At 70.9% G+C, this 25,020-nt stretch carries 2 protein-coding genes (1 of these 2 only partly in view); both read left to right on the top strand.

The features are described from left to right. On the top strand, positions 1–21,399 hold the full coding sequence (locus tag ON21_RS38390) for a type I polyketide synthase (protein ID WP_169332695.1): 21,399 nt from the start codon (positions 1–3) through the stop codon (positions 21,397–21,399). Then, on the top strand, positions 21,396–25,020 hold the start of the coding sequence (locus ON21_RS13420) for a thioester reductase domain-containing protein (protein ID WP_039798178.1). The gene runs 8,333 nt beyond the window's last position; 3,625 of the gene's 11,958 nt are visible here — the first part of the coding sequence; the start codon lies at positions 21,396–21,398; its stop codon lies off the right edge, out of view. Before ON21_RS38390 ends, ON21_RS13420 begins: the two co-directional genes overlap by 4 nt.

Consider the following 25,020-nt stretch of genomic DNA (forward strand, 5'->3'; position numbering starts at 1 on the left):
ATGTCGGATGATGGGTACGACCTACGGGTCTTGCTGACGCGGGCACTCCGCCGGATTCAGGAGTTGGAGGCCACGCCGCAGCGCGAGCCGATCGCCATCGTGGGGATCGGCTGTCGCTTTCCTGGCGGCGCGGAATCCCCGCAGCAGTACTGGGAACTGCTGTCCTCGGGCCGCGACGCCATCGTCGAGGCGCCGGAGAGCCGTTGGCCCGTAACGGATTCCGCGCCTCGACGGGCGCGGCGGCGGGCGGGGTTGCTGGCCGGTCCGATCGATGCCATGGACGCGGAGTTCTTCGGGATCGCACCGCGCGAAGCGGCGTCGATGGACCCGCAACAGCGGCTGGCGCTCGAAGTCGCCTGGGCGGCAATGGAGGACGCCGCTCTGGTGCCTGGCAGCGCGGCCGCGGCGCGCACCGGGGTGTTCCTCGGCGTCAGCTGGCAGGAGTACCAGCGCACGATCACCCCGGACTGGGTGAGTTCGGTGGATGCGCACACGCTGACGGGGACGATGTCGAGCATCGTGGCCGGGCGGGTGTCCTACGTGCTCGGGTTGCGCGGGCCTGCGGTGGCGATCGACACGGCGTGCTCGTCGTCGCTGGTAGCCGTGCATCAAGCGTGTGGCAGTCTGCGTGCGGGGGAGTGCGACGTCGCGTTGGCGGGCGGAGTGAACCTGCTGCAATCCGAGCTGACATCCGAGGCGCTGGCCCGCATGGGCGCGCTCTCTCCGGACGGGCGCTGTCGTCCCTTCGATGCGCGCGCGAACGGGTATGTGCGTGGTGAGGGTGCGGGTGTCGTTGTGCTGAAGACGCTTTCGCGGGCGATCGCCGACGGTGACGAGATCAGGGCGCTCGTCCGAGGCTCGAGCGTGAACCACGACGGTCGTTCCATGGGGCTGACCGCACCGAACCCGACGGCACAACGCGAGCTGCTGCGCGCCGCGTTGGTCGACGCGGGGTGCGAAGCCGATCGGATCGGCTACGTCGAGACGCACGGCACGGGCACGCCACTGGGTGATCCGATCGAAATCGAGGCGCTCTCACAGGTTCTCGGTGCGCCGCGGGTGGACGGTTCGGCGTGCTTGCTGGGTTCGGTGAAGTCGCAGATCGGGCACCTGGAGGCGGCCGCGGGCATCGCCGGGCTGATCAAGGTGGTGCTGCAACTGGAGCACGAACGCATCCCGCGTCAGCATGAGTTCGCCACGATGAACCCGAAGATCAGGCTCGACGGCACGGCGCTGGCGGTGCCGACCGACGATGTCACTTGGCCGAGCGCGCGGCAGCCGCGCATGGCAGGGGTGAGTTCGTTCGGTTTCGCGGGCACCAATGCACATGTGATCGTGGAGGAGGCACCCGAGCCGGCATCGCGTCCCGCAGTCAATGGCCCTGTGTTACTTGCGCTTTCGGCACGCACGCCGTCGGCCCTGGACGCGCTGGCCCGCCGCTACGCGGAGCAGTTGGACCGGCAGGGTATGCCGCTCGCCGATGTGGCCGCCACCGCGGCACTGGGACGCACGCATTTCGCCCACCGCCGAGCGGTCGTGGCGGGAATGGCCGAGGAGGCGGCGCGCAAGCTGGCGACACCTCTGGATCGGTCGGCCGATCCGAATTCGGGGACGCCACGGGTCGCGATGCTGTTCACCGGGCAGGGCGCCCAGTACGCGGGGATGGGCGCGACGCTCGACCGCAAATATCCGGTCTTCCGCGCGGCGCTCGACCGTTGCGACGAGCTGCTCGGACCGCTGTCCGGCGGGATGCGTCTTCGGTCGGTGCTGTTCGACGGGCACGAAGACATGCTTGCCCGTACCGAGTACGCGCAACCAGCCCTGTTCGCGTTCGAATGGGCCTGCGCCGAGATGTGGTCGGCGTTCGGGATCCGCCCCGATGTCGTGCTGGGGCACAGCCTCGGTGAACTGGTCGCGGCGACCGTCGCGGGGGTGTTCGATCTCGCTACCGGCTTACGTCTGGCTGCCGAACGTGGCCGGTTGATGCAGGCCGTGGCGCGACAAGGGGCGATGGCGGCGGTGTTCGCCGCGCCCGGGCAGTTCGAAACGCTGCTGAACGAACTCGCGGCAAGTGTGTCGGTGGCCGCGGTCAACAGCCCTGGACAATTCGTCGTGTCCGGAACCGCGGACGCGGTGCGTCGAGTTGTGCGCGCTGCCGAGGAACGGTCCATCCGTGCCGTGCGGCTGCCCGGGTCGACGGCGTTCCATTCACCCCTGTTGGATCCGATGCTGGACGACTTCGAGTCCAGGGTCGCCGAATTGGTGCCCGTCCCGCATGCGGCGGCGATTCCGCTGGTGTCGAACGTCACCGGCGCGCTGATCGACGGTCCTATGGATGCCGCGTACTGGCGCGCGCACGCCCGAGGCACCGTTCGCTTCGCCGAAGGTGTGCGCTCGGCCGCCGAGTCGGGCGTGGATGTCTACCTCGAGGTGGGACCGCATCCGGTGTTGCTGGAATTCGGACGGCAGGCAGACCCCGACGCCTTGTGGGTACCGAGTATCCGCCGGACCTCCGTCGACGACGAACTGCTGCTGACCGGGCTCGGCGAAATGTATTGCGCCGGCGCCGAAATCGACTGGAACGCAGTGATTCCCCGGGATGCGCGCAGACGCAACGGCCTGCCCACCTACCCCTTCGAACGAGAGCGGGTCTTTGTGCCGATCGAGAGCGCCTCGCCGAGCACCGGATACCTCGCCGAGCATCGATTCCGCGACCGTGCGGTGGTGCCCGCGGCGGAACTCGCGCTGCGCGCGGTGCGTGCGGCCGGAGGCGCCGACCATGAGCTGATCGACTTCGTCGCCGCGCGACCGGTGCCGCTGGAGGAATTGGCCGAACCGCTGATGTCCGATGCGGGCGACCGCACCGAGGTGCGGTTCCAGATCGACGACCCGGCGGTCACCGCGGTGTCCGCGGCGGTTCGAGCCGCCACGAACCGACCCCGCGATTCCGATGAACTGTCCACGGCTCGGCTCGCGCTGTCCACCGAGGCGAATGCCGCTGATTTCTACCGCCGCTGTGCGGACGGCGGACTGACCTTCGGCCCGCGATTCCGCTGGATCACGCGGCTGCAATCCGGTGAAGGCCGCATTCTCGCCGAACTGCGGCGCCCGGCGGAACTCGCCGACGAACCGGACGCCTGGCTGCCGTGTCTGCTCGACGCCGCGATCCAGACCGGTCTGGCGCTGGTGGCCGGAGACGGCGACGCGGCTCGACTGCCGGTGGGCATCGGCCGTCTGCGCCTGTCCGGCCGGGACGCGGGTGCAACGGCGTGGGCGCTGGCCGAGAGCACCGGCCGCACGGTCCGTCTCACGGTCTTCGATACCGCCGGTGCGGTGGTCTGCGAGATCGACGACGTATGGTTCGCCGAATCCGGCACTGCCGAGCGGTCGCGGGATCGAGATCGCCTGTCCGGCCTCACTCACCGTCCGACCTGGGAACCTGCCGCGCTGTCGCCGAGCGGACGGGCGCCCGCCGCCGCGCTGGTGGTCGGCGTCGGGCAGCAGGCGGACCTGCTCGCCACCGCGTTGCGCGCCGCGGGCACCGACGCGGTGGCGGTGGATCGGACGACGGATCCCGGCGTGTGGCCCGACGGCAACCGGGCGGTGATCTATCTCGCCGACATCGAAGCGGACGACAGCGCCGAAGCGGCGCGGGTGGAAACGCGATTCGCCCTCGCCGTGGTGCAACGGATGGCCCGGACGGTGTCCGACGCACCGTTGTACCTGGTGACCATGGGGGCGACCGGCGCGCTGCCCGGGGAAACCATGCGCCCGGCCGCCGCGACACTGTGGGGGCTGGGCGCGGTGGCGCGCACCGAACTGCCCGAATTGCGCTGCCGCTTGATCGATCTGCCCGCGGGCGCCCGCTGCGATGACCACCGCCTGGTGCACGAAATCCGCTCCGGCGCTGCGGAATCCGCAGTCGCTCTGCGCGGGCGACGCCGTTACGCGATGCGGATGCAGCCCTCCGACGATCTGGGCGCTGCGCCGGAGCTGGATCGTGGCGGTGCGTATCTGGTCACCGGCGGGCGCGGAGCGCTGGGGTTGACCGCCGCACGCACGCTGGCCGAAGCCGGTGCGGGCACGGTCGTCCTGGCCGGTCGCAGCGACGCCACCCCGCGAGACGAGCGGGAGATGGCGCGGATCGCCGCCCTCGGCGCGCGTGTGGAAACCGTGGTGGTCGACGTCGAAGACCGCAATGCGTTGTCCCGCCTGCTCAGCCGCTTCGGCGCGGAGTTGCCGAGGCTGGCCGGGGTCGTGCACTGCGCGGGTGTTCTGGACGACGCCCTGCTGTTCGAGCAGACTCCCGCGCACATCGACCGGGTCTTCGCCGGAAAGGTCGCGGGCGCATGGCACCTGCACGAGCTGACCGCGGACCGGCCGCTCGATCTGTTCGTGCTGTTCTCGTCGGTCAGTGCCGTGGTGGGCACCGCCGGGCAAGGTAATTACGCCGCGGCGAACGCGTATCTCGATGCCCTCGCCCGCCTGCGGTCGGCGCAGGGACTGGCTGCCGTGAGCATCGCGTGGGGGCCGTGGGCGGGCACCGGCATGGCCGAAGGGCTGAGCGACGCTGCCCGCCGGGCATGGAAACGCCACGGCGTCGGCGAACTGGCCGCCGAGGACGGTGCCCGAGCGCTGCGCTCGCTGCTGTCGGCGGAGAGCGTCGTCGCGGTGTTCCCCGCCGCTACCGAGGTTCCCGCGGAGCCGGAGACGATCGCCCGAGTGGAGGGCCAGGAAGCGCGCGATCCGGCGGAGCTGCTGGAACTGGTACGCACCCACGCCATGACGGCACTCGGCCGCACGACAACGGTTTCCGACCGCACGCCGCTGCGCGAACTCGGACTCGATTCGATGATGGCGGTCGAGCTGCGCAACGCGCTGTCCGCCGATCTGGGCGTGCGACTTCCCGCGACGCTGCTGTTCGATCATCCGACCGTCGCCGCGGTATCCGAGGAGATCGCCCGGCTCGGAGCGACATCGGCCCTCCGCCCCACGGCACGCGAGCAGGCCGAACGACGACCGACCACGCGCACCTCCGAGCAGCTCACAGCCCCGGTGTACCCAACCGAACTCCCGGTTACACCTAGTACACCGAACGTGTCCCAACTCACATCCCGCGAATCCGCCGCTGGCCCGGATGATTACGCCGACGCGATCGCGATCATCGGCGTCGGCTGCCGCTATCCCGGCGGCGTCAACGGGCCCGCCGATCTGTGGCGACTGCTGGCCACCGAAACCGACGCGGTGACCGAGGTACCCGCGCACCGCTGGGACGCGGAGGCCTTCTTCGATCCCGACCCTGATGCCGACGGCAAGACCTACACGCGCTGGGGCGGGTTCGTCGACGGCGTCGAGGATTTCGATGCCGGATTCTTCGACATCTCGGTCGGCGAGGCGCGCATGCTGGACCCGCAGCAGCGGCTGCTGCTGGAAACGGCGTGGGAGGCGCTCGAACACGCCGGTTATCCGGCGGGCCGCCTGGAGGGCAGCCGGACCGGCGTTTTCGTCGGACTGATGTCCAACGATTACGCCGAGCGGATGGCGCGGGCCGATGTCGCGCCGGATGCGTGGTTCGGCACCGGCAATCTCTCCAGCGTCGCGTCCGGTCGGCTGTCGTATTTCCTCGGCGCGCAGGGGCCGAGCCTGACCATCGACACCGCGTGCTCGTCATCGCTGGTGACCGTGCACACGGCGGTGCGCAGCCTGCGCAGCGGCGAATGTGATCTGGCTCTGGCCGGCGGAGCGACCGTGGTGTTGACGCCCTCACTCGACATCTATTTCGCGCGGGCGCGGGGCTTGGCCGCCGACGGCCGGTGCAAGAGCTTCGACGCACGCGCCGACGGCGTCGTCTGGAGTGACGGCGCGGGAATGCTCGTGCTCAAGCGACTGGCGGACGCGCGGCGCGACGGTGATCGGGTGCTGGGGCTGGTACGCGGCTCGGCGGTGAATTCCGACGGCCGCAGCCAGGGGCTGAGCGCACCCAACGGCCCGGCGCAGGAAAGGGTCATCCGCGCGGCGCTCGCGGACGCGGCGGTCGAGGCGGAGGACATCGACTACGTCGAGACACACGGCACCGGCACGGCGCTCGGTGATCCGATCGAAGTGAATGCCCTGGCCGCAGCGCTGGGCCAAGGGCGAACCGACTCCACGCCGCTGTGGATCGGATCGGTGAAGTCCAATCTGGGGCACACCCAGGCGGCGGCGGGCATCGCGAACATCATCAAGGTGATCGAGTCGATGCGGCACGAGCGCATTCCCGCCTCGCTGCACTTCCGCTCGGGCAATCCGCACATCGACTGGGATTCGGTCGCGATCCGAGTGGCCGCCGAGGAGCGGCCGTGGCGGCGTTCACGGCGGCCGCGGCGGGCGGGGGTGAGCGCGTTCGGGATCAGCGGGACGAACGCGCACGTGGTGATCGAAGAACCGCCGCAGGTGTCGGAGACCGATGCCGACGACGATGCCGGGCCCTACCTGCTGGTCCTGTCGGCGAAGAACGCCGCTGCCCTGCGTGAGCTGGCGGCTCGCTATCGAGATCTCCTGGTCGCGCACCCCGAGACCGTGTTGGGGGATCTGTGCGCGTGCGCCGCGGTGGGCCGCACCCACTTCGGCGAGCGTGTGGCGATCGGTTTCGACACTGCCGCGCAGTTGCGCGCCGCGCTCGAGAACATCGCCTCCGGAGTCACCGCGAGCGGGTCGGTCGCCGAGATTGCGAGCGGGCCGGTCGAACTGGCTCGCCGGTACGTCGATGGCGCTGAGATCGACTGGGCGGCGGTCTATTCCGGTCGCCGGTGGCGTCATGTCGATCTGCCGACATACCCGTTTCAGCGCAAACGGCACTGGCTGGAGCTGGCGTCGCGCCCGGACGACGCTGACTTGTCACACACCGTCCGGCTTGCCCCGGAGATGTTCGCAGGGCATCGGCTGAGTGGTGTGGCGACGGTGCCCGCAGCGTGGCTGTGCGCTCAGCTGAACGAGATCGCCACTCGACTCCCCGGCGCATGGGACGTCACGGGGCTGCGGCTGATCACGCCGCTGCAGGTCACCGCCGAAGCGGTGGTGCGGGTCACGGTCGAACCCGGCCCGGACGGCCACGACGTGCGCTTCGTTCGCTCCGATGATGCCCAGCGGGGCTTCGCTCAGGCGAAACTCGCCGTCGCTCAGGCGGATTCGGTGCAGTCGTATGAGGCTGTGGTCGCTGCTTCCGACGCGCGCGTGTGGCCTGCCTACTACGACGCTCTCGCTCGGCTGGGCCTGGACCTGGGTCCGGACTACCGCTGTGCCCTCGAATTCCGGCGGATCAGCGACACCGAGGCGGAGACGGTGTTCCGTTCCTCCGGGGACGGCACCGTACTCGATCCGATCCTGCTCGACGCCTGTCTGCACAGCATCGTGGTGACAGCTACCGGGGGCGGGGAGTTGTTCCTGCCCTCCGAGATAAATCGTGTTCGATTCCTCGGCAACCCGACGGCTGGGGATACGACCGTACGGTGCCGGGTGCGGGTGACCGAACGGGGGACGCGGGTCATCGTCGGCGACGCCACGCTGTACACGTCCTCCGGGCGACCGCTCGCCAGTGTGCAAGGTGCGAGTCTCCTGGCGGCCAAGGTGGACGTCGCGCCGAAACCCTCTGCTGCGGAGGCCGACTCGACGAGGCTCGCACGTCTGATGCACCACGTGGAGTGGATTCCTGCCGAGGGTGGCGTACGGGACGAACACGCAGGGCACTGGCTCGTCTTCGGTGACGGGCCGGTCGGTGACGCCGTCGCCGCCGGACTGAGCGCCCGCGGCGCCGAAGTCGTGGTCGTTCGCCCGGAGGACGGGCTTGCGGACGATTCGTTCGCATCCTCTGCGGCAGCCCGTTCGTTCCAGGGCATCGTCTTCGCATGGACGGAAGCGTCGGCCCGGACTCGCATCGAGGCCGCCCTGCGGTTGACGCGCGCTCTGGACTCGACAGCGCAGCGGCCCGGCGCGTTGTGGTTGCTCACCGTGAACGCCCAGCACGTCGGCTCGGCCGACCGGCCGGATCCCGATCAAGCTCTGCTCTGGGGATTCGGACGCACGCTGGCCACCGAGCACCCCGAGTTCGGGTGTCGATTGCTGGACCTGCCCGCGCAGCCCGTTGGGGATGGCGCGTCGATCGCCGACGGATTGCTCAGCGGCCGCGCCGCCGGCGAGTTCGCCCTGCGCGACGGTCGGTGGCTGACCGCGCGCATCGCCGAAGGACTCGCCTCCTCCGGCGACTACCGATTGGTCGCGGATCGTTCCGGCGATTTCGAACGGATGCGGTTGGCGCCGGGCGCCCGGCGCGCACCGGCGGACGGCGAGATCGAGATCAGCGTCGCCGCTACCGGTCTCAATGCCCACGACCTCTGGGTGGCCTCCGGCATTCATCCGGACGGGGCCGTGCCGATGGGTTCGGAATGCGCGGGCCGGGTCACCGCGGTCGGTGCCGGGGTAGAGCAGTTCGCGGTCGGTGACCGCGTCGTCGCCTTGGCGGCTGACAGTTTCGCCCGCCACGTGACGGTGAACCAGGGCATGGTGGCCCGGCTACCGGACGATCTGTCCTTCGCCGACGGCGCAACCGTGCCGTACGCCTTCACCGCCGCCTGGCACGCGCTGTTCGACCTCGGTGGACTGCGCGCCGGGGACCGGGTGCTCGTCCACGGTTCCGCCGACGGCATCGGCATGGCCGTGGTCCAGCTCGCCGCGCACGCGGGTGCGCAGGTGTGCGCGACCGCCGCCCTGTGTCGCTGGGCGCGGAACGTGGGTCTTCCGGTCACGCAGATTCACACTTGGCGTGGCCACGAGTTGAGCGAACGGGTCCGGGCGGTGACCGAGGGGCACGGGGTCGATGTCGTCGTGCACACCTCGGGTGACGGCTTCGCCGGACAGGTCTCCGAAATATTGCACCCGGGTGGGCGATTCGTCGAGATCGTCGACCCGGTGCAGACCGGCGCACTGCGTCGGCAGGCGGATGTCGACCATCGGACGTTCGATCCCGCCGCTGTCGACCGGGGTCGGTCGGGCGCGATCCTGCGGAGCGTCATGGCGCTGTTCGAGCAGCGTGCCTTGACCGCGCTGCCGCACGCGGCGCATGGGATCGATCGTGCCGCCGAGGCGTTCCGCGCCATGTCGCAACGGGATCATCCCGGTCGCGTCGTCCTGCTCGGCAAAGATGTCCCGGTCGCCGCGCGCGACGACCGGTTGCCCGATGGCACCTACCTGGTGACCGGAGGGTTCGGCGGGCTCGGCGCGGCGGCCGCGCGCTGGCTGGCCGATCGTGGGGCCCGGCATCTGGTGCTGGTCGGCAGGCGCGCGCCGGATTCGGCAGGCGAACGGCTGCTGGAATCGCTGCGTGCCACCGGCGTCCGGGTGACGGCGCGGCAGGCGGATGTCGGCGACCGCGCGGCCGTCGCGGCACTGCTGCACGGGATTACGGAATCCGGATCGCCGCCTCTGCGCGGCGTGGTGCACTGCGCGGGAGTGCTCGACGACGGTGTGGTGAGTGAGCAGAGCTGGTCGCGGTTCGAGACGGTGCTCGGACCCAAATATCTTGCGGCGCGTCACCTCGACGAGCTCACCCGCGACCAATCGTTGGAACTCTTCGTCACCTACTCCTCCGTGGCGGGCGTGCTCGGCACCCCCGGCCAGGCGAACTACGCCGCGGCGAACGCGGCATTGGACGCGCTGGCCTGGCGGCGGCGTGCGGAGGGGCTTCCCGCGCTGAGCATCGGGTGGGGACCGTTCGCCGATGTCGGAATGGCCGCCGACCGGCCGGAGGTCACCGCGCGGCTCGTGCGACGCGGGCTGCCTCCGCTGCACGCGAGCGACGCCGCCGCGGCGCTGGACCACCTCCTCCGGCATGACAGCACTGCCCCTGGCGTCTACGAATTCGTGCCGGAGCGGTGGTACGGGCAGCGCGCGCCGCAGGTTGCGACGGCCGCGCCTCGGCCGGTCCGGCCGGAGACCACCATGGCGCCACGAACGGGGCTCCCTGCGGATGATCTCGCTCCGTGGGAGGCGCTCGTCCAACGCGTCGCCATGCGGGTGCTCGATCGGCCCGCAGAACTGGACCCGGAGCTGCCGCTGCACGATACGGGGGTCGACTCCCTGACGGGAATGGAGTTGCGGGCGGCACTCGCCGCCGAAGTCGGAATGCCGCTGCCCGCCGGGCTCGTCTTCGACTACCCGACCGTGCGTGAGATGGCGCGGTTCCTGCACCGCAAGGGCGCTTCCGCTCGCACCGGAGACGCGGTGGAGACCGCCGACCGCGTGCGCTCGGCCGCTGCGGACGTGTCCTCTTTCGCGGCGGCTGCCGTTGCAGCGGAAACACTTTCACTCTCGACGGACGCACCTTCGTTTTCGACAAGCACGCCCTCGTTCGCGGCTGATGTGCCCTCGTTCGCGGCGGACGCACCCCCGCTGGCGACCGACGTGCCCTCCTCCGCGGCCGATGTGCGCTCGTTTGCAGCGGATGCACCCCCGTTCGCGACCGACGCGCCCCCGGCCGCGACCGACCTGCCCTCGCTCACCGCCGTTACATCCCCGCTCTCCGCCGACACGCCCTGGCTCGCGCCGCAGTCCCCCTTCCCGGTGGCGACTTCGCCGGAACAGCCCGCGAGACAAGATGCTTCGACCGGTACCGACACCGGAAGCGACCAGCACGACGACCCGATCGTCATCGTCGGGATGAGCTGCCGCTTCCCCGGCGGGGTGCGCACACCGGAGGACTTCTGGGACCTGCTGTGGCACGGACGAGACGCGATCACCGAAGTGCCGCCGCAGCGCTGGGATATCGACGACTACTACGACCCCGACCCGGCAGCCCTGGGCACGATGTACACCCGCTGGGGCGGTTTCGTCGACGGCGCCGACGAATTCGATCCCGCGTTCTTCGGGATCGGCGCGGCGGAGGCACGCGCGATGGACCCGCAGCAACGGCTGCTGCTGGAGACCAGCTGGGAGGCGCTGGAGCGCTCGGGCCGCGCGCCCGGTGCGCTGGCGGGCAGCCGTACCGGTGTGTTCGTCGGACTGTGTTTCAGCGAGTATCCGGCGACGCCGATCCGAGCCGACGATCCGACCGCGATCGGGGCGTACTCGGTGATCGGTTCGGCGCCGAGCGTCGCGGCCGGGCGCTTGGCCTACGTTCTCGGGCTGCAAGGCCCGGCGATGACGTTGGACACGGCATGCTCGTCGTCGCTGGTGGCGCTGCAGGCCGCCGCGGACGGGCTACGTGCGGGCCGTTGCGATCTGGCGCTGGTGGGCGGGGTGAATTTGCAGCTGGCTCCGGAGACGACCATCGGTTTCTGCCGCCTGGCCTCGCTGTCGCCCGACGGACGCTCGCGCGCGTTCGACGCCGACGCCAACGGCTACGTTCGTGCCGACGGCTGCGGCGTGCTGGTGCTGACCCGGTTGTCGCAGGCCCGGCGCAACGGCGATCGGGTGCTGGCGATCGTGCGCGGCGTCGCGGTGAACCACGATGGGCGGTCCAATGGCCTCACCGCGCCCAACGGCCCGGCCCAGCAGCGCGTCATCACCGACGCGCTGGAACGGGCGGGCCTGCGGCCGGACGCGGTGGACTACGTCGAGACCCACGGCACCGGCACCCCGCTCGGCGACCCGATCGAGGCCACCGCGCTGGCCGAGGTATACGGCGCGAACCGCGCACAGCCGCTGCTGATCGGGTCGGTCAAGACCAATATCGGGCACACCGAGGCGGCGGCCGGTGTCGCGGGAGTCATCAAGGCCGTGCTCATGTTGCGGCACCGCCGAATCCCACCGAGCCTGCACTTCCACACCCCGAACCCGCTGATCGACTGGGCCGGACTGCCGTTGGAAGTCGTGCGCGAGGCGCGGGACTGGCCGCGCACCGAGCACGCACCGGCGATCGGAGTCAGCTCCTTCGGGATGAGCGGCACCAACGCGCACGTCATCCTGGCCCAGGGCGATCCGGCGCCCGCGCCACGACCGGAATCGCCGGCCGCGCAGGTGCTCGTCCTCTCCGCACGCGACGAGACCGCCCTCGCCGACATCGCGCGCCGCTGGGCAGACGAAATCGAGTCGGCGCGCGCGGCATTCGGCGACCTGGCCTACACCGCCGCGACCGCGCGCACCCACTTCGAAGAACGACTCGCGGTGGTCGCCGACAGCGGCGCCGCCGCGGCGCGAGACCTGCGTGCGCCGATTCCGATCCGCGGCCGGGTGGAGCGAACCGCGCGCGCGAAGGTGGCGCTGCTGTTCACCGGGCAGGGATCGCAGTACCCGGGCATGGCGCGGGAGCTGTTCGACTCCGAACCGGTCTTCCGGGACGCGCTGCGGCGCTGTGACGCGGTGCTGGGCCCGATCGCGGACGGTGTCGGGCTGATCGACGCCGTCTACGGCGATCACGGTCCGGAGTCGCTGCGTCGCACGGTGTTCACCCAGCCGGTGTTGTTCGCGGTCGAGTGGGCGTTGTGGGAGCTGTGGCGGGCGTGGGGGATCGCCCCGGCGGCGGTGCTCGGCCACAGCGTCGGGGAATACGTCGCGGCCTGCGCCGCGGGCGCGATGACCGTGGAGGACGCCCTGCGGCTGGTCGCCGTGCGTGGTCGCCTGATGCAGCGCCTGCCGGACGGAGGCGGGATGATGGCCGTCGACGCGTCCGCCGAGCAGGTCGCGCCGCTGGTCGCGCGGCATGAGCCCGCGCTGTCGATCGCGGGGTACAACGGACCGGCTCAGGTGGTGGTCGCCGGACCGCGAGCCGCACTCGATCTGCTGCGCGAGCAGTTGTCGGCCGACGGTATACGGTCCGCCGATCTCACCGTCTCGCATGCCTTCCATTCCGCGGCGATGGACCCGATCCTCGACGACCTCGCCGTGGCAGCGTCCCGCGCGACGATGACCGATCCCGCGATTCCGCTGATCTCCAACCTCACTGGTGCGCCGCTGCGGCCGGGCGAACTCGGCCCGCGGTACTGGGCGCGGCATGCGCGTCAGCCGGTGCGGTTCGCGCAGGGCCTGCGGGCGATGGCCGAGCTGGGGATCGACCAGTTCCTCGAAATCGGACCGCATCCGACGTTGTCGGCGCTCGGCGGGCGGGTACTGGGCGACTCCGCGCGGTTCATCGCGTCGCTGCGACGAGGCCGTGGTGATCGAGAGACGATGATGACGGCGCTGGGCAACCTGTATGTCGGGGGCGTGGCGGTGGACTGGGAGCAAGTGCACCGGCCACACGATCGTCGGCGGGTGCCGGGCCCGACGTATCCCTTCCAGCGGCAACGCTATTGGGTCGAGTCGCACCTCGCGGCGGTGCCGCCGTCGGTCGACGTGGATGCCGTATCCGAGGCGAGTCTCCGGGTACGACGCGGGATCGCTGCGGCTGCCGACGAACAGGAAGAAGACCCTTCTTCACCTGAAGGCACAACCTATTTCAACCTGACACTCGGGCCGGACTCTCCGTCGTACCTGGCCGACCATGTCGTGGATCGGACTGTTGTCGTGCCGGGCGCCTGGTTCGTCGCCACCATCGCCGACATCGCGCGCGGACTGCTCGCCGATGACGTCGTCGCCATCGAAGACCTCGTGATCACCAGCGGACTCGCGCTGACCGGCCCGCAGCCGGTACGGATCGTCTTCGAGCCGACCGGGGACGGATTCGCGGTGCACGTGCAGACGGAAAGCTCCGGTACGCACGCGCGTGCCCAGGTCCGCACCGGAACGCACCGGCTTCCGGACGGTGCCGGTCTCGCGGAAATTCTCGACCACTGCCCGGAACACCTCGCCCCGGAGGACTTCTACCAACGGCTGGCCCGCGCTGGGCTGCCTTACGGACCGGCGTTCCGCCGTGTCGTCGGCCTGCGCCTGGGTCGGCACGAAGCCTTGGCCACACTGTCGGATTTCGACACCGATACCGGGACGGTGCATCCGGCCCTGCTGGACGCGGCGTTCCAAGCCACCTACGCGGCGATGTCGCCGCGGGCCGACGAGCAGACGTGGGTGCCGTTCGCGGTGGACCAGGTCCTCGCCTCGGCCGCGGTGGGCACCGTTCGATTCGGCCATGTGCGCGTCCTCGAGCAGACGCCGCAGCTGTGTGTCGCGGATGTTCGACTGCTCGATGAGGAGGGTTCTCCGGTGCTGGTCGCGAACGGATTGCGAGTGATGCCCGCGCCTACGCCGAACTCGGCCGGGCCGTCGTCCCACGAACGATCGGTCGCGCACACCTACCGCATCGACTGGCGGGAGACCGGCTCGGCGGCGCCGGCCTCGGCGGCCGGGCGCTGGCTGATCATCGGTGCGCCAGGAAGCTTCGCCGACAGCCTCGCGGAGGATTTGCGGGCGCGCGGCGGGGAGTGCGTGATCGCCAGGCCCGGAACCGGTTTCACGTTCCGCGCCGCGAACGAGTTCGAGATCGACCTCGGCGTGCCCGCGGCGGTGCGCGCGCTGCTCGGCGCGGTGGACGACGGTCGCGCGCCGCTGCGCGGAATCGTCTCCGCGGTCGCGCTGTCGGAGCGGAACGCGCCCGCACCTGTGGCCGCGGAACGTCTGGTGGTGGGTGCACTGCACCTCGTGCAGGCCGCTGCGCTGGCCGGGGAACCGGCGGTGTGGCTGCTCACCCGTCACGGCCAGCGGGTCGAGCCCGCCGATCGGGTCGCGCCGCAGCAATCGGCGCTGTGGGGTTTCGCCCGCAGCGCGCAGCTGGAACATCGCGCGATCGGCTGTCACGTGATCGATATCGATCAGGTGACCGATGTTCGTTCCGTGGTCGACGCGCTCGTGACGCCCTCGGCGCCGCGGCAGCTCGCGCTGCGCCAGGGACGTCGTCGTGTGCCGCGCCTCGTACCGTTGACCGTCGTGCCCGGCGAGCCGACGGCCACGGGCGGGACGGTGCTGATCACCGGCGGTCTCGGTGGCGTCGGCTTGCGGCTGGCCCGCTGGTTCGTCGACCGCGGTCGGCCGGACATAGTGCTCGCCGGGAGATCCGCACCCGATGCCCGAGCGCAGGCCGTCATCGCCGAATTGCGCGGGCGCGGCGCTCGGATCGAGGCGCGGTCGCTCGATGTCGCCGATCGCGCCGCCGTAGCGGCCACACTGGATTGGATCGACCGCGAGTTGCCGCCGCTGGCTGGCGTGGCGCATCTGGCCGGGGTGCTCGACGACGGCGTGATCGCCGAGCAGACGGCCGCCCGGGTCGGGCGGGTGCTGGCGCCGAAGACGTTCGGGGCATGGCACCTGCACGAGCTGACCGCGGGTCGGGCCTTGGAATTCTTCCTGCTGTTCTCCTCGGCCGCGGCGGTGGTCGGCTTGCCGGGTCAGTCCGGCTATGCCGCCGCCAACGCCTTCCTCGACGGTATGGCCGAGTCGCGCGGGGCGTCGGGCTCGCCCGCGCTGTCGATCGCGTGGGGCCCGTGGGCGGACACCGGAATGGTCGAGCGGCTCGACAGCGCCGCGGTGCGGCGGCTGAACCGACGCGGCTACGGCCTGCTGCGTCCCGAGCACGCTTTCGACACGCTCGACCGCCTGATCGGCTCCGGGCCGGCGACGGTCACCACGATGCCGCTCACCTTGTCGGGAGTGTCCGACGTCGACGTGCCGGACGTGTTGCTGGATTCGGTAGCGACCACTGTCGAAAAGGATTCCAGCACAGCCGCTTCCGCTGATCTGTCCGCGAGGATGGAAGCGCTCGTGCGGCGCTGCCTCGGGTTGGCGCCCGGGGATGATCTCGATCGGCCGCTGCACGAACTCGGGTTGGACTCGGTCGCGGCACTCGAGATTCGCGACGAGTTGTCGCGCTCCAGCGGTCACCGCCTGCCCGCCACATTGGCTTTCGAGTATCCCACCCCGCGCGCGGTGGTCGGCCTGCTGGTGCGGCTGGGCTCCGCGGATGCGCCGTCCGTGCCGCCGACGATCGATAGACATGGCGATTCCTCCGATCGGACGGCGGCGCGGACGCCCGCTCCCACGCTGAAGGCCGAGGTGCCCGTGGGGATTGCCGTCTCTACCGGCGGCTCTCCCGCGAACGACCGGCAGCCCGTGACTCCACGCGCGTCAGCCGACCCGTCCGCGCCGATCGTGCCCAGCGCCCGCCAGCGGGCGGCCGGAAACACGTCGGCCGACTCTTCCGCATCGCTCGACACACCGACCGCGGCCGCCATCCCGAACACCGATCGCCACGCCGACGCGGCGGGGGACATCGCGATCGTGGGTGTCAGCGGACGCTATCCGGGCGCGGACGGGCTCGACGAGTATTGGCGGGTGCTGGTCGAGGGACGCGACTGCGTCACCGAGATCCCGTCGGACCGCTGGGACCACGCCCGCTATTTCGTCCCGGACCGGCACAACCCGTTCACCGCCTACACCAAGTGGGGCGGGTTCCTCGACGACGTCGACTGCTTCGATCCGCTGTTCTTCGCCATCTCCCCGCGCGAAGCGGAAATCCTGGACCCGCAGGAGCGGCTGTTCCTGCAAACCGCCTGGGCCGCACTGGAAGACTCCGGACATTCCCGGGCCGACCTCGCTCGCGGCGGCCTGCGCCCCGAGCAGGCCGGTGTGTTCGTCGGCGTCATGTGGGGCACCTACCAGATGTTCGGGGCCGAGGAGTCCCGCCTCGGGCGCGGCACGCTGCCGGGGTCGACGTTCTGGAGCATCCCGAACCGCGTCTCGCACGCCTTGGACTTCCAAGGACCGAGTATGGCCGTGGACACCGCGTGCTCGTCCTCGCTCACCGCGCTGCACCTGGCCTGCCAGAGCATCCGCACCGGCGAATGCAGGCTGGCGGTGGTCGGCGGCGTCAACCTGTCGTTGCACCCGTACAAGTTCGTCGCGCTGAGCCAGGGGCAGTTCGCCTCTACCGACGGCCGCTGCCGCTCCTTCGGCGCAGGGGGCGACGGGTATGTGGCCAGCGAGGGTGTCGGGGCGCTGGTGCTGCGGCCGCTGGCCGACGCCGAAGCCGACGGCGACACCATCTACGGCGTCATCAAGGGCACCGCGATCAATCACGGCGGCCGGGTCAACGGGTTCACGGTGCCCAATCCCGACGTGCAGGCGGCGGTGATCCGCTCGGCGCTGCGTGTCGGTGGCGTGGACCCGGCGTCGGTGTCCTATGTCGAAGCGCACGGCACCGGCACCGCGCTGGGTGACCCGATCGAAATCGCCGGTCTGGCGAAGGTTTTCGGTTCGTCCGGCGTGGCCGAGTTGCCGATCGGTTCGGTGAAGTCGAATGTCGGCCACCTCGAGGCGGCGGCCGGCGTCGCGGCGCTGACGAAGGTGCTGCTGCAACTGCGCCACGGCACCATCGTGCCGTCGCTGCACGCCACGCCGCCCAATCCGAACATCGACTTCGCGGCCACACCGTTCCGGATCCCGACCCGGCCGCTGCCGTGGCCCGGCGGAGATCCGGCGCGTCCGCGCCGGGCGACGGTGAGTTCGTTCGGAGCGGGTGGGGCCAACGCCAACGTGGTGATCGAGGAGTACGTGGACCGCAGGCCGCAGACGCCGTTCAGCGGCGGTCAGGTCGTCCCGGTCTCCGCGCGCGACCGCGATCGGCTCGCGGAGTATGTCGCCGCGCTGGACCGTTTCCTCGCCGGGCAGGAGCCGAACCTCGCCGATCTGGCCTACACCATGCAGGTGGGTCGGCAGGCGGGCGGTGCGCGCGCCGCGTTCGTCGCACGCGACATCGGCCGGTTGCGCGCCGCCGTCCGCGCCTGGGTCGATGACGTACCCGGCGCCAGGTCGTGCCGTGATGCGGCGGAGGACTCTCGGATCGCGCGCTGGCTCGACGGTGCGGACATCGATTGGGCCACCGTCCGCGACCCGGGGCCTCGGCGCCGTATTCCCGCGCCGACCTATCCGTTCGCCCGTGAGCGGTACTGGATTCCGGACGTCGCGCCCGGCCCGCAGCCCGATGCCGCCGCGGGGCATCAGTCCGCATCAGGGGCGGACAACACCTGGACCCCGCAGCCCACGTCGACGCCAGGATCCGGCCCGATCACGCAACCTACGCTGAATGGAAAGGCCACGCTCATATCGGAATCCATTCCACCGCAACGGGTATCAGCACAATCGTTGGCACTCGAGCCGTTGTCGCCACGTCCATCGGGCGGATCCGCAACGAAGGCCGGACTGCCGGAGTCTGCCTCGGCCCCCCGACCCACAGCAGCCCAACGGTTGCTGGTTCCGGTCTGGCGAGAGGCTCCGCTGCCCAGCGGTGACCTTCGTTCGCGCCGCGCCCTGCTGGTGTACGACGCGCGGACCCCGCAGCACCTGGTGGAGGCATTGGAGGCCGCCGCAGGCGATCCGGGTCGTCTCGTGCGGCTCTCGGAGCTGCCGGGCGATCTGCACCGCGACGACTTCGGGGCGGGCGCGGCACTGGGCCGGGCGCTCGCGGCCCGCTACCCCGACATCGACTGCGTGCTCGACGTATGCGATCTCGTACCCGCGGTGTCCGGCAGACCCACCGGCGACCTGGGCCGGATGGGGTTCTACCAGGGGGTGATCGAGGCTCGCGCCGCTTCGCTCACGCTGCTGCACGTCACCGCCGGACATCCCGGCGCGGACGGTCCGGAGTCGGCGCCGCTGGCCGGTCTGGTCGCCGCGCTCGCCGAGGAGATCCGCGACGTGCGCACTCGGAGCGTCCACGTGGCCGACGAGCGCGATGCGGTGTGCGCCGATCCCACGCGATTGCTGGCGATCCTGGGCTCGGAGTGCGCGGCCACCGAGGACGGCGCACCGCGGGTGCGGTATCGCGGCGGAACTCGCGAAGCCGTCGAACTCACCGAAGCGACGGCGCGCGACGGTCTCGTGGTGGACCCCGCCCGCACCTATGTGGTCACCGGCGGCACGCGCGGACTCGGCGCGGCGTTCGCGGCGGCGCTGGTCGAACGCGGAGCGCGCCGCTTGGTCATCCTCGGCCGCGAACCGCTCCCGCCGCAGACGGAATGGGACCGGGTGGCCGCCGGGACCGGGCCCGAGGCGGAGAAGGTTCGGCGGCTGGTGCAGTTGCGTGATCGCGGCGTGGCGGTGCGGACCTACTTCGGCAGCCTCACCGACGAGACGGGATTGTCCGTCTTCTTCGACCGGGTGCGCGGCGAACTGGGCCCGATCGGTGGCGTGTTGCACTGCGCGGGCAGCGTGTCCACCGAGAGTCCAGCATTCGTGCGCAAGACCGGCCCCGCCGTCGCGACCGTGCTCGCGCCCAAGCTGGCGGGCACCGCGGTCCTCGCCGACGTGCTCGCCGCCGACCGTCCGGACTTCTTCGTGTTGTTCTCCTCGGTGTCGGCCGTGCTGCCCGGCTTGGCGGTGGGCCTGTCGGACTATGCGATGGCCAACGCGCACCTGGACCGCTTCGCCGAGGCCCAGCACGCACTGGGACGGGGATGGTTCCGGTCGATCAACTGGCCGTCGTTCCGCGACACCGGGTTCGGTGAGGTGACCAGCGCGGCCTATCGCGCAACCGGTCTTCCGACGCTCAGTGCGGCGGAAGGATTCGAGCTACTCGACGCGGCACTGGGCCTGCGCGCGCCGGTGGTGCTTCCGTATCACGGGGCAGCACTGCGTCTTTCGACACGCACGAGCCGTCCTACGCCGGTGGCGGCGCCCGCACCGACCGCGCGGCCCGCGGCGGCGAACGGGTCCGCGGCGGCGTATGAAGAATTGCTGCGGATCTTCTCCGACGAGCTGAAACTGGCCCCGACCCGCTTCGAGGGCGACAAACGGTTCGAGGAGTACGGCGCGGACTCGGTGTTGATCGCCTCGGCGGTGCGGCGCATCGAGCAGGTCGTCGAAGCGCCCTTCGACCCGGCGCTGGTGCTGGAGTTCCCGACCCTGGACGCGTTGGCGGGTCTGTTGACCGAGCAGTTCCCGGAGCGTTTCGCACCCGAAGCGTCGCCGCAACCACACCCGGTATCGGCTGAGCGGCCACGCACACCGGACACCGGGACACCCCGCCCCAGCGCGGCCACCTGGGCGGCCGACGCTCGCCGCGGCCGGGCGGCCGAGCCCGTCGCCGTGGTCGGCATCGGTTGCCGTCTTCCCGGCGGCGACACTCCGGACGCGTTCTGGCGCCTGCTCGCCGCGGGCGCGTCCGGCATCCGCGAAGTGGACCCGGCGCGCTGGGATCCCGCCCGGTTCTACCGCCCGGCCGGCGGTCCCGGTCTGACCAACAGCAAGTGGGGCGGGTTCGTCGACGGTGTCGATCTGTTCGATCCGGAGTATTTCGGGGTCACCGACGAACTCGCCTGGCAGATGGACCCGTTGCAGCGGCTGCTGCTGGAGACCTCGGTGCTGGCCACCACCGACGCCGGGTACCGGCGCGAGGAACTGGCGGGCAAGCGGGTCGGCGTCTACGCGGGCAGCCGGGCGGCGAACTATTTCAACCGGATTCCGGTCGCCGACCGGCACACCATCATCGGCATCGGACAGAACTTCATCGCCGCGCGCATCTCCGACTACTTCGACTGGCACGCGGGCAATGTCGTGCTCGACAGCGCGTGCTCGTCGTCGTTGCTTTCGGTGCATCTGGCCTGCCAGGCGCTGCGGGCGGGCGAGGTCGACGCCGCCTTGGCCGGTGGTGTGGAGGTGCTGCTGGACGAGATGCCGTTCGTGACGTTGTCGGCGGCGGGCGTGCTGTCGCCGAACGGGCGCTGTGCGACGTTCTCCGAGGACGCGGACGGTTTCGTGCCGGGGGAGGGCGCGGCGCTGCTGATGCTCAAGCGGCTCGACGACGCGCTCGCCGACGGCGATCGGGTCTACGCGGTGCTGCGCGGCTCGGCGATCGGCAACGACGGGCACACCATGGGCATCACCACACCCAACATGCGGGCGCAGATAGAGGTGGTCACCGCGGCGCTCGAAGTGGCGGGCATGTCCCCGGACGCGCTGTCGTATCTGGAGGCGCACGGCACCGGCACCATGATCGGCGATCCCATCGAGCTGAAGGGGTTGGCGACCGTGCTGGGCGACCGGTCGCGCGGCCCGGAGCCGTGCGCGGTCGGCAGCGTGAAAACCAATATCGGACATCTGCTTTCCGCCGCGGGCATCGCCGGGGCGGTCAAGACGATCCTGGCCGTGCACCACGCCGCGCTGCCGCCGTCGCTGCACTGCGACAACCTCAATCCGCGTTTCAACTTCGCCGGTTCGCCGCTGCAGGTCAACCGGGAACTGCGCCCGTGGCGGCCGGCCGACGGCAGGCCCCGCGTGGCGGGCGTCAGTTCGTTCGGCTTCGGCGGCACCAACGCCCACCTCGTCGTCGAGCAGGCGCCAGACGGGCACCGGCCGACGCGCCACCCCCTTGATCCACCCGCCTTCCGCAAGAGGAGCTTCATGCTGCCGAAAACGGTTCCCAGCACATCGACGGAGCCCGCGCCGCGGATCGTGGTACCGATCAGCGCGCCCGCACCGTCGTTCCTCCGGGTGGAGCCGCTGCGATGAGCGGAATCGACTTGGACAGCTTCGCCACCACCTTGCGCGCCGAAGACCCGGTGGTGCGCGACCATCGCGTACACGGAGTCCGGATCCTGCCGGGCGTGGTGTATCTCGACATGATCCTGCGCGCGGCGATGGCGGCCGGGTACCGGCCCGGCGAGGTGACGATCCGGGAGGCGTTGTTCCAGCGTCCGGTCGCCCTCGCCGACGACGGGGCGGTGCGCATCGCGTTCCGGGTCGATCGCCCGACCGGCCGGGTCGCCATCGACGTGCAGGCGTTGGACGCGGCGGGCGTGCCGGTGGGAGCTGTCGATCCTGTCGCGGAATGCGTTGTAGTGCTCGAGAACTCGAACGACCAGCCGCAGGGTATCGATGTGGCCGGATTCCGGTCGGCGGCGGGGGCGCGCGGGATGGCGGAGCTGTACGCCCAGACCGGCGGCCGCGGCATCGACCATCGCGAGTTCATGCGCGCCACCGGGCATTTCGCTCGTCACGACGACGTGGTCACCGCGACGCTCGGTCTCGGTGCCGAGGCGGCGGCGCATCTGCCCGGCTTCCTGCTGCACCCCACGTTCCTGGACGCTTCGACGATCGTGCCGTTCATCGATCCGCAGCGGCTGGGCGTGGACGACGACAGCGCGTTCATTCCCATCTACTTCGGTGACGTCCGCGCGTGGCGGGCCACTCCCGAGGAGGTCTTCGTGCGGGCCGCGGTGCGCGGCGGCGGGCACGGCGGCGACCTGCTCGAAGCCGATGTGGCGCTCTACGCCCCGGACGGAGCGCCGGTGGCGCGCTATCGGCTGACGTCCAAGCGGGTGCGTGGCAGCGCGGACATTCAGCGCTTGCTGACCCGACCGGAGGCGCCATCCCCTCGGCAAGCCGCGCCGCGCCCGTCCGCCCACGCTCCTGTGGCCTCCGGTGACCCGCGTGCGGTGATCACCGCCGACCTGGCCGCTCTCGTCGGCGGTGAACTGGGCACCGACGCCGCGGGCATCGCGACGGACGTCGGCTTCTACGAGCTCGGTTTGGATTCCGGTCGCTTGCTGCGGTTGACCGCCGAGTTGGAGGCTCGGGTTGGCGAGCCGCTGTATCCGACGCTGCTGTTCGAGTACCAGACCATCGACGCGCTCGCCGGACATCTCGCCGCGACCGTCGGCACGAACTACCGCCCCGCCGAGACGGCCCCGGATATCGAGCCCGGCGAATCGGCCGTGATCGCCGAGACAGCGGGCGGCCCGGCGGATCCGGTCACAGCTGCGCCGGCAACCGACCCGGTTGCGACGCCGGAAGCTGTCGTGCCGGACGACCTCGTCGTCTTCGGGTTCGACTGGGAATCCGACACCACCGCGCATCCGCGTCGGGAACCCGGCAGTCTGCTCGTCTTCGACACCGCCGAGCACCCCTACCCACAGGGTGCGTCGATCGTTCGGGTCCGTCCCGGTGGCGAATTCGTCTCGGGCAGCGATACTTTCGTCGTCGACCCGGCGGACGCACGGCATATGGAGCTGCTGGTCGCCCAGCTGACAGCCCGCAGGCTGCGCTTCGACGCCGCGGTGTACCTGTGGCCCGAGACGACCGACACCGATCCGCAGACGTTGATCGAACGGGTGTACCTGCCACTGCGGGATCTGCTGCGTGCGGTCGCAGGGGACTCCGAACCGCCGATGCGCTTGGTGCTGGCTCTCACACCCGCCACACCCGCGGGGGAATTGGTTTGCGCGCTCCTCGGCGGTTCGGCCCGCACACTGCGGCTGGAGCAGCCGCAACCGCTGCTGCGGGCCATCCAGCGCGATCCCGCCCGGCCGATTGCCGACATCGTGGCCACCGAACTGGGCATCGACGACCGCGATCCCGCCACCGAGATCCGCTACCACGGCGCAACACGCCAGATCCGCCGGACACGCCTGCTCACCGGTTCCGCGCCCAAATCCGGCGACGCGTCGCTGCGCCCGGGCTCGGTGGTCGTGATCACCGGAGGGTTCGGTGGGATCGGCCGTCATCTGGCCCGCCGCCTCGCCGCCGACTACGGCGCCCGGCTGGTACTGGTGTCGCGCCGTCCGCTCGACGCCCCGGCCGCGGGACTGCTGGCCGAACTCGGCGACCTCGGCGCGGAAGCCGTGCACGTGCGCGCCGACGTCTCGGTCGCAGCGGACGCCGAACGCGTCGCCGCGATCGCCCACGCCACCTTCGGGCCGGTCGACGTGCTCTACCACGGTGCGGGACAACTGCGCGACGGACTGCTGTCCGGCAGTGGCCGCGACGACGCGAAACCCGTTCTCGCACCGAAGATCCAGGGTGTCGAACACCTGACACGGGCACTGCCGGAGGCCCGCCTGACCGTGTTGTTCTCGTCGGTCTCCGCGGTGCTGGGCAATCCCGGGCAAGCCGATTACGCGGCGGCCAACCGCTATCTGGATGTCTTCGCCGAACAGCGCGACCGGGCCGGAAACAGGACGATCAGCATCGGCTGGCCGCTGTGGGCCGAGGGCGGCATGCGTCCGCCCGCCGAGCAGATCGCCGCGCTGCGGCGTGCCGGTGTGGGACTGCTGCCCACCGCGACCGGACTTGACCTGCTGTTGTCCTGCGCGACGCTCGACCGCGCGCAGCTGGCCGCGGTGTGGGGCCGGAGCGAAACCCTGCGGGAACGACTACAACCGGAGGCTCCGCCTCCTGCCGTGGCACCCGCGCCGGTCGACGAGCACCGCGCGTCCGTCGAGGAGCCCATCGCGATCGTCGGAATCAGCGGCCGTTACCCCGACGCGGAGAACATCGAGGAGTTCTGGCGCAATCTGCGCGACGGACACGACGCGGTCGGCCCGGTCCCCGCCGAACGCTGGTGGCTCACCGCCGTCGCGGGCACTCCCGGCGCGCCCCCGATGATCGGCGGCTTCCTGCGTGACGTGGGCAGTTTCGACCCGCAGTTCTTCCGCATCCCGCCGGTTCAGGCGCCCCTGCTGGACCCGCAGGAGCGGTTGTTCCTGCAACAGGCCTACGCGGCGCTGGAGCACGCCGGCTACCACCACACCGACCCGGCCGTGCGGGACCGCCGCGTTGGTGTGTTCGTAGGAGCCACCTGGAGCGACTACCGGCTGCTCGGGGTCGCGGCCAGCCGCGACGGCGAGCCGGTCGCGGTGGCCTCGATCCCATCCTCCATCGCCAACCGCACCTCCTACACCCTAGGTCTGCGCGGGCCGAGCCTCACCGTGGACACCGCGTGTTCGGCCTCGCTCACCGCGCTGCATCTGGCGCGGCGCAGCCTGCTCGACGGTGAATGCGACGCGGCGCTCGTGGGCGGGGTGAACCTGCTGCTGCACGAGGACAAATTCCTGCTGCTGCACAGCCTCGGCATGATGTCCGACAGCGGCCGGTGCAGGCCCTTCGCCGCCAGCGCCGACGGCTACGTGCCCGGCGAAGGCGTCGGGGCGCTGTATCTGAAGCCGCTGTCGGCCGCCCGCGCCGACGGCGACACCATCCACGGCGTGATCCTCGGCAGCGCGGTGAATCACGGCGGGCAGACGTCCGGATACAGCGTGCCGCATCCCGGGGCGCAAGCCGAGGTGATCGGCGAGGCCCTGCGCGCGGCCGGGGTCGATCCCGACACGATCGACTACCTCGAGGCGCACGGCA

This window comes from Nocardia araoensis NBRC 100135 (assembly GCF_000308435.1).
Classification (GTDB): domain Bacteria; phylum Actinomycetota; class Actinomycetes; order Mycobacteriales; family Mycobacteriaceae; genus Nocardia; species Nocardia araoensis.

Coding starts and splice junctions, on each gene's coding strand:
- ON21_RS38390 (WP_169332695.1), top strand. CDS start 1: ATGTCGGATGATGGGTACGACCTACGGGTCTTGCTGACGCGGGCACTC.